The sequence below is a fragment of the Agromyces sp. NPDC004153 genome (genome assembly GCF_053603635.1).
Genome location: NZ_JBSGFY010000002.1, coordinates 938,036 through 949,770, shown reverse-complemented (window position 1 = coordinate 949,770; position 11,735 = coordinate 938,036). Strand labels below are relative to the sequence as shown.

13 protein-coding genes are annotated in these 11,735 nt (G+C 73.4%); 10 read left to right on the top strand and 3 right to left on the bottom strand.

The genetic code is table 11. From position 1 onward, the window contains the following. Nucleotides 1-25 precede the first annotated feature (25 nt). The gene (locus tag ACWEOH_RS18370; RefSeq protein ID WP_148734558.1) at nt 26-313 is read left to right on the top strand and encodes a DUF3039 domain-containing protein; all 288 of its coding nucleotides are present in this window, start codon (nt 26-28) and stop codon (nt 311-313) included. A 20-nt stretch (nt 314-333) separates the two neighbouring features. Here ACWEOH_RS18370 and ACWEOH_RS18365 read toward each other — a convergent pair whose 3' ends face one another. Further along, on the bottom strand, nt 334-1,653 hold the full coding sequence (locus ACWEOH_RS18365; RefSeq protein WP_452033420.1) for a nicotinate phosphoribosyltransferase: 1,320 nt from the start codon (nt 1,651-1,653) through the stop codon (nt 334-336). Next, the gene (locus ACWEOH_RS18360) at nt 1,650-2,561 is read right to left on the bottom strand and encodes an EamA family transporter (RefSeq protein ID WP_452033418.1); all 912 of its coding nucleotides are present in this window, start codon (nt 2,559-2,561) and stop codon (nt 1,650-1,652) included. The genes ACWEOH_RS18365 and ACWEOH_RS18360 overlap by 4 nt, the downstream gene beginning before the upstream one ends. A gap of 68 nt (nt 2,562-2,629) precedes the next feature. Here ACWEOH_RS18360 and ACWEOH_RS18355 point away from each other — a divergent pair, with 68 nt between their 5' ends. The 9 genes from ACWEOH_RS18355 to ACWEOH_RS18315 all read left to right on the top strand — a co-directional run bounded on the left by ACWEOH_RS18355 (nt 2,630) and on the right by ACWEOH_RS18315 (nt 10,773). Further along, entirely contained in the window at nt 2,630-3,556 is a 927-nt protein-coding gene (locus tag ACWEOH_RS18355) for a LysR family transcriptional regulator (RefSeq protein ID WP_452033416.1), read from the top strand. Nucleotides 3,557-3,567: 11 nt separating this feature from the next. Continuing rightward, nucleotides 3,568-4,401, top strand: a complete 834-nt coding sequence (gene murI / locus ACWEOH_RS18350; protein ID WP_452033415.1) for a glutamate racemase — start codon at nt 3,568-3,570, stop codon at nt 4,399-4,401. A gap of 40 nt (nt 4,402-4,441) precedes the next feature. Next, nucleotides 4,442-5,233, top strand: coding sequence for a ribonuclease PH (rph, locus tag ACWEOH_RS18345; RefSeq protein WP_452033413.1), 792 nt, complete (start codon nt 4,442-4,444; stop codon nt 5,231-5,233). Continuing rightward, a complete protein-coding gene (gene rdgB / locus ACWEOH_RS18340) occupies nt 5,230-5,853 on the top strand; it encodes an RdgB/HAM1 family non-canonical purine NTP pyrophosphatase (protein WP_452033411.1) in 624 nt (207 codons plus the stop codon). The genes rph and rdgB overlap by 4 nt, the downstream gene beginning before the upstream one ends. 102 nt (nt 5,854-5,955) lie before the next feature. Next, nucleotides 5,956-6,873 carry an ABC transporter ATP-binding protein gene (locus ACWEOH_RS18335; RefSeq protein WP_452033410.1) on the top strand — a complete coding sequence of 306 codons (918 nt, stop codon included), beginning with the start codon at nt 5,956-5,958 and terminating at the stop codon, nt 6,871-6,873. Nucleotides 6,874-6,905: 32 nt separating this feature from the next. Next, nucleotides 6,906-7,730, top strand: a complete 825-nt coding sequence (locus ACWEOH_RS18330; RefSeq protein WP_452033408.1) for an ABC transporter permease subunit — start codon at nt 6,906-6,908, stop codon at nt 7,728-7,730. After that, nucleotides 7,730-9,049, top strand: coding sequence for a sensor histidine kinase (locus tag ACWEOH_RS18325; RefSeq protein ID WP_452033406.1), 1,320 nt, complete (start codon nt 7,730-7,732; stop codon nt 9,047-9,049). The genes ACWEOH_RS18330 and ACWEOH_RS18325 overlap by 1 nt, the downstream gene beginning before the upstream one ends. Beyond that, on the top strand, nt 9,042-9,782 hold the full coding sequence (locus ACWEOH_RS18320) for a response regulator transcription factor (protein ID WP_452033404.1): 741 nt from the start codon (nt 9,042-9,044) through the stop codon (nt 9,780-9,782). Before ACWEOH_RS18325 ends, ACWEOH_RS18320 begins: the two co-directional genes overlap by 8 nt. A gap of 58 nt (nt 9,783-9,840) precedes the next feature. Next, on the top strand, nt 9,841-10,773 hold the full coding sequence (locus tag ACWEOH_RS18315) for a cation diffusion facilitator family transporter (RefSeq protein ID WP_452033402.1): 933 nt from the start codon (nt 9,841-9,843) through the stop codon (nt 10,771-10,773). On the opposite strand, the gene sigJ is transcribed toward ACWEOH_RS18315, so the two are convergent. Beyond that, nucleotides 10,770-11,693 carry an RNA polymerase sigma factor SigJ gene (gene sigJ, locus ACWEOH_RS18310; RefSeq protein WP_452033400.1) on the bottom strand — a complete coding sequence of 308 codons (924 nt, stop codon included), beginning with the start codon at nt 11,691-11,693 and terminating at the stop codon, nt 10,770-10,772. The two genes, ACWEOH_RS18315 and sigJ, sit on opposite strands and share 4 nt — an antisense overlap. Between the last annotated feature and the right edge of the window lie 42 nt (nt 11,694-11,735).

Below are 11,735 nucleotides of genomic sequence, written 5' to 3'. Positions count from 1 at the left end.
GGCATCCCCGCGTAGAATCGAGCGCATGATCGATCCCGTACGCGCGAGCATCGCCGACCCCGACGCACCCGGCGGAGGCACCGACGTGCTCGACCGCGAGCTCGAGAAGCTCCTCGAGGAGGAGTCGCTCGACCCGGGCGATCACGACCGCTTCGCGCACTACGTGAAGAAGGAGCAGATCCTCGAGTCGGCCGTCACGGGCAAGCCCGTCAAGGCGCTGTGCGGCAAGAAGTGGACGCCCGGGCGCGATCCCGACAAGTTCCCGGTCTGCCCGACGTGCAAGGAGATCTACGAGCGGATGCGCGCGGAGTAGCACGTCGCGCAGCGACGCGACTACCGGTACGTCGTCGGGATCACGGGCTCGCCGCGCCCCAGGCGGAACGCCTCGATCGGCAGTTCCTGCATGACCTCGGCGCGGTGCGCCCGCGCGGCGCGCGTGCCCCCGGGGCCGAGGTACGCGGCATCCGCCACCCCGTCGGCCATCAGGTGCACCATGAGCGGTCGGAGCTCGCTTCCGGGTTCGAACTCGGCCTCGCCCTCGGGGCCGTCGCCCACGAACACGAGCTCCTCGCGCGCGGTGCGGGTGGAGTCGAGCCGCCGTGCGGCGTTCTTGCGTCCGCCGACGCTGGCCTTCTGGGTCGACGCCTTCGCGACCGCCACCCATTCGCCCGCGTCGTCGCGGCGCGCGACGAGCTTGTAGACCATGCCCGCGGCGGGGGAGCCGGATCCGGTCACGACCGCCGTGCCCACGCCGTAGGAGTCGACGGGCGCGGCCGAGAGGCCGGCGATGGTGAACTCGTCGAGGTCGCTCGTGACGGTGATGCGCGTGTTCACGGCGCCGAGGGAGTCGAGCTGCTCGCGGACGGCGGCGACCACGGTCGGCAGGTCGCCGGAGTCGATGCGCACGGCGCCGAGCTCGGGGCCGGCCACCTCCACGGCGAGCTCGACGCCGCGGGTGATGTCGTAGGTGTCGATGAGCAGCGTGGTCTTCGGACCGAACGCCTCGACCTGGGCGCGGAACGCGTCCTCCTCGCTGTCGTGCAGCAGCGTGAACGCGTGCGCGGCGGTGCCCATGGTCGGGATGCCCCACGTGCGGCCGGCCTCGAGGTTCGAGGTCGCATCGAAGCCCGCGATGTACGCGGCCCGGGCCGCGGCGATCGCGGCGCGCTCGCTCGTGCGGCGGGATCCCATCTCGGCGATCGGACGGCCGAGTGCGACCGACACCATGCGCGCGGCCGCGCTCGCGACCGACGAGTCGTAGTTCAGCGTGGAGAGCACGACGGTCTCGAGCATGACGGCCTCGGCGAAGCTCGCCTGGATGGTGAGCAGCGGTGAGCCGGGGAAGTACGCCTCGCCTTCGCGGTAGCCCCAGATGTCGCCGCGGAAGCGGTAGTCGGCCAGCCAGTCGAGCGTCTCGGGCCGCACGACCTGGTTCGCGCGCAGCCACTCCAGCTCGGCGTCCTCGAAGCGGAACCGGTCGATGAGCTCGAGCAGCCGACCCGTGCCGGCGACGACGCCGTAGCGGCGCCCGTCGGGCAGGCGCCGGGCGAACGCCTCGAACAGGCTCTCGCGGTGAGCAGCGCCGTCGCGCAGCGCGGCATCCACCATCGTGAGCTCGTAACGGTCGGTGAAGAGCGCAGCTGACCCGGTCACACGGTCAGCCTAGTGGTCACCCTTCCACCGGCCGACGGGCGCGTTCGAGGCGTGTGCGCCGCGCGGGGCGCCCGCTTCGGCCGGCTCACCGCGATGACATTGCCCAGCGAGATGAGCCCGAGTCCGACGAGCTGCCACGCGCCGAGCGCCTGGCCGAGCACGACGAAGCCCGCGAGCGCCGCGGCCGCCGGCTGCACGCTCTGCAGCACGCTGAAGAGCTGCTGCGGCAGTCGGCGGAGCACGAGCAGGTCGATCGAGTAGGGGAGCGCCGACGACAGGATGCCGATGGCGAGGCCGATGAGCAGCACGTGCGCGAGCTCCCCGGGAGCGAGGCCCGCGAGTGCCATGACGAGCAGCGGCGACGTGATCACGGCGGCGAGGAGGCTCGCGAGCGCGGTTCCCTGCACGCCGGGAAGGGTCTGCCCTGCGCGCCGGCTGAGCACGATGTAGCCGGCCCACGAAGCGGCCGCCACGAGCGCGAGCAACACGCCGACGAGGTCGATGCCCGGCACGGTGCCGGTGAGCAGCACGACGCCGAGGCCCGCCATGACGGCGCACGCGAGGTCGATGCGGCGGCGCGATCCGACGAGCGCCAGCGCGAGGGGTCCGAGGAACTCGAGCGTGACCGCGAGCCCCAGGCCGATGCGCTCGACCGCGCCGTAGAGGGCGAGGTTCATGCTGACCAGCACGAGCCCGAGGAGCAGTGCGGGACGCACCGCGCGCCAGGTCAGGTCGCGCAGGCGCGGGCGTGCCACGGCCAGCAGCGCGACCGCGGCGACGGCCTGCCGGAGCGCCACCACCCCGCTCGGTCCCACGAGCGGGAAGATGGTGGCGCCCAGTGCCGCGCCCAGCTGCACCGACGCGGCGCCTCCGACGACGGCGCCGGCGGCGATGGGCTCTCGTGACATGTCCTCGACGGTACGCCGGGATTCGTGCGAAGAGAAATGCAATTGGCGATGATTGATACGCTGGACGCATGGACATCGAGGTTCGCCAACTCCGGGTGCTCGTCGCGGTCGACGAGGAGCGCTCGTTCACGGCTGCCGCCGACCGGCTCCGGATGTCGCAGGCCGCCGTCTCCCGGTCGCTCGCCGCGCTCGAGCACGAGCTCGGCGCCCGGCTCATGCACCGCACGACCCGCCGCGTCGAGCCCACCGAGGCCGGCGCGTCGTTCGCGGCCACCGCACGACGCGTGCTGGCCGAGCTCGATCGCGCCGTCGCCGAGGCCAGGGGCGAGCGCTCGGTGATCCGCGTCGGCTACCAGTGGGCCGCGCTCGGCGCGCACACGACACCCGTGCTGCGGGCGTGGAACCGCTCGCATGCCGACGCGCCCATGCGCCTCCTCCGACTGAACCGTCGCGACGGCGGCCTCGGCGACGGGCTCGTCGACCTCGCCGTGTTGCGGCACGGCGTCGACCCCGAGCTGGACTCCGAGCTCGTGGGCACCGAGCGTCGCGTCGTGGCCGTGCCCTTCGACCACCCGCTCGCCGAGCGCGCGTCGGTCGGCCTCGCCGACCTCGTCCCGTTCCTCGTGGCGGGCGACCGGAACACCGGCACGACGTCGGCCGAGCTCTGGACCTCGGTCGGACTGCCCGCTCCGTCGATGACCCAGACCGGCGACGTGGAGGAGTGGCTCGACCTCATCGCCGCGGGCGACGCCATCGGCGTCACGGCGGAGGGCACCGTGCACCACTACCCGCGGCCGGGCGTCGTGTTCGTGCCGATCGGCGATGCGCCGGCGATCGAGGTGCACCTGGCTTGGCACCGGCGGCACCGGCATCCGGCAGCCGGGCGCGTGGCCCGCGCCATCCGGACGGCGTACGAGGAGGAGGCCCTCGCCACCCTGCGGAGGGCGACGGCGGCCGGCGGCGCCCCGGCCGACCCTGCTCCGTCGCTCGCCTAAGCTTGGATGTCGTGACGGACGCACCGATCGGCATCTTCGACTCCGGTGTCGGCGGCCTCACGGTCGCCCGTGCCGTGAAGGACCAACTGCCGAACGAGTCGATCCTGTACATCGGCGACCTCGAGCACTCGCCCTACGGCCCGAAGAAGATCGCCGACGTGCGCGGCTACGCGCTCGCCGTGCTCGACGACCTCGTGCTGCAGGGCGTGAAGATGCTCGTCATCGCCTGCAACACCGCCTCGTCGGCCATGCTCAGGGATGCGCGCGAGCGCTACGATGTGCCCGTCGTCGAGGTGATCCAGCCGGCCGTGCGCCGCGCCGTCGCCACGACGCGCAACGGCCGCGTGGGCGTGATCGGCACCGTCGGCACCGTGCAGTCGCGTGCGTACGACGACGCCTTCGCCGCGGCACCGCACCTCGAGCTGTTCTCAGCGGCGTGCCCCCGCTTCGTGGAGTTCGTCGAGGCGGGCGTCACGAGCGGGCCCGAGCTGCTCTCGGTCGCCGAGGGCTACCTCGCGCCGCTGCGCGACGCGGATGTCGACACGCTCGTGCTGGGCTGCACGCACTACCCGTTCCTCAAGGGCGCGATCTCGTACGTCATGGGCGAGCAGGTGGCGCTCGTCTCGAGCGACGTCGAGACCGCCAACGACGTGTACCGGGTGCTCGTCTCCAACGGCATGGAGCGCACCTCCGTCGCGCCGCCCACCTACCGCTACGAGGCGACGGGGGAGTCGACGAGCGCCTTCCTCGACCTCGCCCACCGTCTCATCGCCCCCGAGATCCCGAGCGTCGAGCTCGTGCAGACGGGCGCGATCACCCTCCCCCACCGCCCTTCGGCGCGCTGAGGGCCCGCACCGCGACACCGCACTTCGACAAGGAGAACGCATGACCGAGGCATCCGACCCGAGCACGACGAGCGGCACGGCGAACGTGGTGCGAGCCGACGGCCGCGCGCCCGACGAGCTGCGGACCGTCACCATCGAGCGCGGCTGGAGCGCACACGCCGAGGGCAGCGCGCTGATCTCGTTCGGCGGCACCAAGGTGCTGTGCACGGCGTCGTTCACGAACGGCGTGCCGCGCTGGATGACGGGCAAGGGCCGGGGCTGGGTCACCGCCGAGTACGCGATGCTGCCGCGCTCGACGAACACCCGCAACGACCGCGAGTCGGTGAAGGGCCGCATCGGCGGCCGCACGCACGAGATCAGCCGACTGATCGGGCGCAGCCTGCGCGCCGTCGTCGACACGAAGGGCCTCGGCGAGAACACGATCCAGCTCGACTGCGACGTGCTGCAGGCCGACGGCGGCACCCGCACGGCCGCGATCACGGGCGCGTACGTCGCCCTGGCCGACGCGATCGAGTGGGCGCGCGAGCAGAAGTTCATCGGCCAGCGCGCGAAGCCGCTCATCGACACGGTGTCGGCGGTGTCGGTCGGCATCATCGACGGCACGCCCATGCTCGACCTCGCCTACGTCGAGGACGTGCGCGCCGAGACCGACATGAACGTCGTCGCCACGGGCCGCGGCCTCTTCGTCGAGGTGCAGGGCACCGCCGAGGGCGCTCCGTTCGACCGCGGCGAGCTCGACTCGCTGCTCGACCTCGCGCTCGCCGGCACCACGGAGCTCGCGCGCCTGCAGCAGGCGGCGCTCGCGGCATCCGTCGAGAAGGCCGGCGCATGAGCCTCGAGTTCGTGCTCGCGAGCCACAACCAGAAGAAGGTGCGCGAGTTCCAGCGCATCATCGGCGAGCGGATGCCGCAGGCCGTCGTGCACGAGTACGACGGGCCCGAGCCCGTGGAGGACGGCGTCACCTTCGCCGAGAACGCCCTCATCAAGGCACGGCGTGCCGCGGAGCACACCGGACTCGTCGCGCTCGCCGACGACTCGGGCATCGTGGTCGACGTGCTCGGCGCGGCGCCCGGCATCCTCTCCGCCCGCTGGGCCGGGCACGCGGCCGGCGACGAGGCGAACCTGCGGCTGCTGCTCGACCAGGTCTCGGACCTCTCCCGTCCGCACCGCGGGGCGGAGTTCCGCTGCACGATCGCGCTCGTCGTGCCCCCGGCGCTGCTCGACGGCGGCCACGAGTACGTCGCCGAGGGCCGCTGGCGCGGCACGCTCGCATATGAGCCGCGCGGATCGCACGGCTTCGGCTACGACCCGATCTTCGAGCCCGAGGGGCTCGAGGTGACCGCGGCCGAGCTGCCTCCCGAGGAGAAGGACGCGCGCAGCCACCGGGCCCGCGCGTTCGCCGAGCTCCTGCCCGAGCTCGAGCGGGTCGCGGGGCTGCTGCCCGCCGGCTGAGCGGGCTCGTCCGGCGGGACTCGTCCCGCGGTACCACGGTGCCACCCCACGTCGGCACCGTGGTCCGACGACGGCCGGCCCGACGCTTCGTAGCGTCGAGCCATGATCGAAGTCGAACACCTCACCAAGCGCTTCGGCGCCACCACCGCCGTCGACGACCTGTCGTTCACCGTGCGCCCCGGCACCGTCACGGGCTTCCTCGGCCCGAACGGCGCCGGCAAGTCCACCGCGATGCGCGCGATCGCCGGGCTCGTGCGCCCCACGTCGGGCACCACCCGCGTGAACGGGCGCCCGATCGCCGAGCACGCCGCCCCGCTCACCGAGATCGGCACGCTGCTCGGCACCGCCGCGCATCCGGGCCGCACCGCCCGCAACCACCTTCGCGCCCTCGCCGCGACGCACGGCCTCGGGCGCGCCCGCGTCGACGAGGTGCTGCGCCTCACCGGGATGGAGGCCGCCGCGAACCGCCGCGTCGGCACCTACTCGATGGGCATGGCGCAGCGCCTCGGACTCGCCGCGGCGCTCCTCGGCGACCCGCACACCATCATGCTCGACGAGCCGATCAACGGCCTCGACCCCGACGGCATCGTCTGGGTGCGCCACTTCCTGCGCGGCCTCGCCGCCGAAGGGAGGACGGTGTTCCTCTCCTCGCACCTCATGAGCGAGATGGCGCAGACCGCCGACCACCTCGTCGTGATCGGACGGGGCCGGCTCATCGCCGACGCCCCGATCGAAGAACTGCTCGACGGCGTCGGCGAGACCCGCGTCGTCGTGCGGACGCCCGACGCCGACCGGCTGGCGCCCGCGCTCGCCGGGCCCGGCGTCACCGTCACCAGCGTCGCCGCCGGCGAGTTCGAGGTGACGGGGATCGACGCCGCCGAGATCGCCGCCGTCGCGCGCGACCACGACGTGCTGCTGCACGAGCTCACCACCCGCACCGCCTCCCTCGAAGAGGCCTACCTCTCGCTGACCGACGCCGCCGTGGACTACCAGGCCGTGCCGGCGGCCGCGGCCCGATGAACGCCGCACCGCAACCGAAGGAGCATCACCCCATGTCCGCACCCGCATCCACCACCGCCCCGCGCGTGACGTTCGCGCGGCTCGTCGGCGCCGAGTGGCTGAAGGCCCGCTCCGTGCGGTCGACGCCATGGACGATCGGCGCGACCGTCGGCGTCACCGTGCTGTTCGCGGCCGGCATCCTGCAGCTCGTGCTGCTCGCGCCCGCCGCCGACGTGCCCGACCCGGCAGCGGTCGTCACCGACAACTACGGCGCCGTGCCCACGCTCGGCGTGCTCGGGCTCTCGTTCATCTTCTCGTACGCCCTCGTCGCCGTGCTCGGCGTGCTCCTCGTGAGCCCCGAGCGCTCGTCGGGCCTGCTCGCCGCCACGCTCGCGGCCGCGCCGCGCCGCACGCCGTTGTTCGCCGCGAAGCTGCTCGTGTCGGCCGCGCTCGGCGTCGCCGTGGCGCTCGTCGTCGGCCTGGCCTCGGCGTTCCTCGCGCAGCCGGCGCTCGCGGGGCTCGGACTCGCCTCCTCGCCGTTCGCCCCCGACGCGCTGCAGGTGATGACGGGCGGCGCCGTGTTCCTCGGCCTCGTCGCAGCGATGTCGACGGCCATCGCGTCGTTGTTCCGGGGAACCGCGGCGGCCATGGGCGCCGTGCTCGGCCTGCTGCTGCTCGCCCCCGCGCTGCTCCCGATCATCCCCGGGATCGGGGCGCACCTCGCCGGAGTCCTGCCGAGCGGCGCCGGTATGATGCTGTTCCAATCCGCAGCCCAGGTCGGCTGGCAGCCGATCGCCACCGGGGGACTCGTCCTCCTCGGCTGGACGGCCGGCGCAGCGGTGCTGGGCGGCGTGCTCTTCAAGAGACGAGACGTGTGATGGCCGAGCGGGGACCCACCACCGCCGGGGCGGACACCCCCGACCGGGGTGGGCCCCCGCGCGCCGACGCGGCGGCCGCGTCGGTCCAGCCGCTCGGCCGCTTCCTGCGCGCGCGGCCGTGGCTGGTCGACGCGGCGGTCTCGCTCGTGTTCACGGCCATCGTCGTCGCGACCCTCGCGTCCGAAGTGCTCACGGGACAGGCCACCGTCACGGTGCAGGATGCGCTCACGATCGCGGGCACCGCGGTCGCACTGCTCTTCCGCCGCCGGGCGCCGCTCACGGTGCTCGTCGTGGTGCTGCTGCTCACGACGGTGATCACGTTCTCGGCGCAGTCGAACCTGCTGCTCGCGGTGCCGATCGCGCTCTACGCGGTCGCCGCCTTCCGCTCGCCGACGATCGGCTGGATCGCGGGCGCGGGCGCCTACCTCGTCACGATCGTCAGCCTCTTCGCGTGGGTGCCCGCGCTCTCGGCGCAGCTCGGCGAGCCCGGCGCCTTCGACATCCCGGTCGTGCTGCTCACCCTCGCGATGGCCGACACGGTGGGCGTGCTGCTCGGCGCGAACACCTGGCAGCGCGCGCAGCGCGTGAAGGTCCTCACCGAACAGGCCGAGCAGCTCGCACGCGAACGCGACGCGCAGGCGCGCATCGCCACGCTCGCCGAGCGCAGCCGCATCGCGGGTGAGATGCACGACATCGTCGCGCACAGCCTCTCGGTCATGATCACGCTCGCCGACGGCGCCGACGCGGCGCTCGAACGCGATCCCGCGACCGCACGCCGCGCACTCGACCAGCTCGCCGAGACGGGTCGCTCCGCCCTGCAGGACATGCGCCGCACGCTGTCGGTGCTCGGCGAGTCGACGGATGCCGCAGCCGCCCGCGAGCCCGCACCCGGCCACGCCGACCTGGCCGATCTCGTCGAGCGCTTCCGCACCGCCGGGCTCCCCGTGCGCTTCTCGGTGCGCGGCACCCCGGTCGCGAACGCGGCGTTCGAGCTGGCCGTCTACCGCGTCGTGCAGGAGGCGCTCACGAACACGCTCCGCTACGCAACGGATGCCGCGCACGTCACCGTCGCAGTCGAGTACGGTCCGCCGGCCACCACGGTCACCGTGACCGACGACGGCCGCGGTGCGCCGGCGGGGGAGTCCGCCGGGTCGGGCCGCGGCCTCATCGGCATGGCGGAGCGAGCGGCGGTGTTCGGTGGCACGGTCGAGGCGGGCCCGGTCCCGACCGGCGGCTGGCGGGTCCGGGCCGTGCTCCCGCACCCCGACGGGGGACGGGTCGCGGAGGGCGACGCGATCGGAGGGAACGGCGATGCCTGACCAGGGGCCGGCGCGCGGCATCCGCGTGCTGCTCGTCGACGACCAGCCGCTCATCCGGCTGGGCTTCCGCATGGTGCTCGAGGGCGAGCCCGACCTCACGGTCGTCGGCGAGGCCGACGACGGCGCCGCGGCGATCGCACGGACGGGCGAGCTCGCGCCCGACGTCGTCGTCATGGATGTGCGGATGCCGGGCATGGACGGGATCGCCGCCACCGAACGCATCGTGGCGACCTCGCCGGGGGTGCGGGTGCTCATCGTGACCACGTTCGACCTCGACGAGTACGCGTTCGCGGGGCTCCGCGCGGGTGCGAGCGGCTTCCTGCTGAAGAACGCGCCGCCCGCCGAGCTCGTGCACGCGATCCGCACGGTCGCCGCGGGCGACGCGATCGTCGAGCCGCGGGTGACCCGGCGCCTGCTCGACCTGTTCGGCGGGCAGCTCCCCGCCGACGGCGCGGTCGGTCCCGCCGAGCCGGCTCACGCGCGCGAGCCGCTCGACGACCCGCGGCTCGCGTCGCTCACCGAACGCGAGGCGGAGGTGTTCACGGCCATCGCCCGCGGCCTGAGCAACGCGGAGATCTCGTCGGAGCTCTACCTGTCGGAGTCGACGGTGAAGACGCACATCGGACGCATCCTCATGAAGCTCGGCCTGCGCGACCGCATCCACGCCGTCGTGCTCGGCTACGAGACCGGGGTCGTGCGACCGGGTGCGGCCGAGGGCCCCGCGCCCGCCTGAGAACGCGACTCATTCCCATCACGGGGCGGTCGCGTCATCCGCGCCTACGCTGGAGAGGATGGCACACACGCACAACCACGCGCACGCCCACGGGGCGTCGTCGAACCGCGCCCGCATCGTGGTGGCGATCGCGATCATCGGCGCGTTCCTGGTGGTGCAGGTCGTCGGCGGCATCCTGAGCGGCTCGCTCGCGCTGCTCGCCGACGCGGGCCACATGGCGAGCGACCTCATCGGCCTCGTCGTCGCGCTCGTCGCGGCCATCGTCGCGGCGCGGCCAGCGACCGACCGGCAGACCTACGGGTACCGGCGGGCGGAGGTGCTGGGCGCCCTCGTGAACGGCGTCATCCTCGTCGTCGTCGCGGTGTCGGTGGCCGTGTCGGCGGTCGGCCGGCTCATGAGCGGCGCCGAGGGCGAGGCGCACGAGGTGCAGGGCGTGCCCATGCTCGTCATCGCGGTGATCGGCCTCCTCGCGAACGTCGCCGCCATGCTCGTGCTGCGCGGCGGCGCGAAGGAGTCCATCAACATGCGCGGCGCCTACCTCGAGGTGCTCGGCGACCTCATCGGCTCGGCGCTCGTGATCATCGCCGCGCTCGTGATCGTCACGACGGGCTTCGACGCGGCCGACCCGATCGCGTCGCTCCTCATCGCGGTGCTCATCGTGCCGCGGGCGCTCTCGCTGCTGCGCGACGTCGTGCACGTGCTGTTCGAGTCCGCGCCCGCTGACACCGACGTGGCCGAGATCCGGGAGCACCTGCTCGGTACGCCCGGCGTCGTCGCCGTGCACGACGTGCACGTGTGGCAGATCACCTCCGGGTCGCCCGTCTTCAGCGCCCACGTCGAGGTCGAGCCCGAGGTCTTCGCGTCGGGTCGCGCGGGCGAGCTCCTCGACGAGCTGGGCGGATGCCTCGCCGAGCACTTCGACGTCGCGCACTCGACGTTCCAGCTCGAGCCCGCCGGCCGTGCCGAGCAGGAGCAGCCGCAGCATCCTTAGCCTCCCGAACTTCCCGCTCCGCCTCCCAGCAGCGCGAACAGGTCGCCGACCTGCCCGAGGTGCCGCAGCTTGTCGGGATTGAGCTGGTTCGTGATCGAGCGGACCGCGCCGCCCTCGACGTGCAGCGTGAGGAGCGAGACCGTCGCCCCGTCGGCCGTGCGGATCCGCACCGCGTGCTCGGCGTTCGCGACGGTCGGCTCGAGCCGCACGCCGAGCGGCGCACCGCGACGCATGAGGCCGATGAGGAACCGCGCGACCGCGACGTCGCCCGACATCGGGTGCTGGATCGCGGGCGCCTTTCCGCCGCCGTCGGCCGTGAACAGCACATCGGGCGCGAGCACGCGCAGGACGCCGTCGACGTCGCCGTCGCGCAGCGCCTCGAGGAACTCGTCGGTGAGGCGCGCGGCGTCCGCGTCGTCCACATCGAACCGGACGCCGCCGCTCGCCACGCGCGCTCGCGCGCGGCGCATGATCTGGCGGCACGCAGCCGGGTCGCGCTCGACGATCTCGGCGATCTCGTCGTAGTCGAAGCCGAGGGCTTCACGCAGCACGAAGACGGCGCGCTCGACGGGTCCGAGCCGCTCGAGCATCATGAGCACCGCGACCGAGAGCGTCTCGTCCTGCTCGATGCGACGGGCCGGGTCGGCGTCGTCGGCGAGCAGCGGCTCGGGCAACCAGGGGCCCACGTAGACCTCGCGCGTATGGCGGGCCGAGCGCAGCACGTCGATCGAGAGCCGCGTCGCCACGGTCGACGCGAACGCGTCGGGGCGCTCGATCAGCTCTCCGGCGCGCTCGCGCTCGTGCATGCGCAGGAGTCCCGCCTGCACGACGTCCTCGGCCTCGGTCACGCTGCCGAGCATGCGGTAGGCGATGGAGAACATCAGCGGGCGGAGCGTCGGAGCTTCGACGGCGAGATCCATGCTCCGAGCCTGTCACACGAGGGCGGGGTCGTCCGTCGGAGG

What these genes read in the sequence shown, in the direction of transcription:
- rph (WP_452033413.1), top strand. Translation starts at nt 4,442, where the DNA reads ATGACCGAGGCATCCGACCCGAGCACGACGAGCGGCACGGCGAACGTG.
- rdgB (WP_452033411.1), top strand. Translation starts at nt 5,230, where the DNA reads ATGAGCCTCGAGTTCGTGCTCGCGAGCCACAACCAGAAGAAGGTGCGC.
- ACWEOH_RS18335 (WP_452033410.1), top strand. Translation starts at nt 5,956, where the DNA reads ATGATCGAAGTCGAACACCTCACCAAGCGCTTCGGCGCCACCACCGCC.
- ACWEOH_RS18370 (WP_148734558.1), top strand. Translation starts at nt 26, where the DNA reads ATGATCGATCCCGTACGCGCGAGCATCGCCGACCCCGACGCACCCGGC.
- ACWEOH_RS18360 (WP_452033418.1), bottom strand. Translation starts at nt 2,561, where the DNA reads ATGTCACGAGAGCCCATCGCCGCCGGCGCCGTCGTCGGAGGCGCCGCG.
- ACWEOH_RS18355 (WP_452033416.1), top strand. Translation starts at nt 2,630, where the DNA reads ATGGACATCGAGGTTCGCCAACTCCGGGTGCTCGTCGCGGTCGACGAG.
- ACWEOH_RS18315 (WP_452033402.1), top strand. Translation starts at nt 9,841, where the DNA reads ATGGCACACACGCACAACCACGCGCACGCCCACGGGGCGTCGTCGAAC.
- ACWEOH_RS18325 (WP_452033406.1), top strand. Translation starts at nt 7,730, where the DNA reads ATGGCCGAGCGGGGACCCACCACCGCCGGGGCGGACACCCCCGACCGG.
- sigJ (WP_452033400.1), bottom strand. Translation starts at nt 11,693, where the DNA reads ATGGATCTCGCCGTCGAAGCTCCGACGCTCCGCCCGCTGATGTTCTCC.
- ACWEOH_RS18320 (WP_452033404.1), top strand. Translation starts at nt 9,042, where the DNA reads ATGCCTGACCAGGGGCCGGCGCGCGGCATCCGCGTGCTGCTCGTCGAC.
- ACWEOH_RS18330 (WP_452033408.1), top strand. Translation starts at nt 6,906, where the DNA reads ATGTCCGCACCCGCATCCACCACCGCCCCGCGCGTGACGTTCGCGCGG.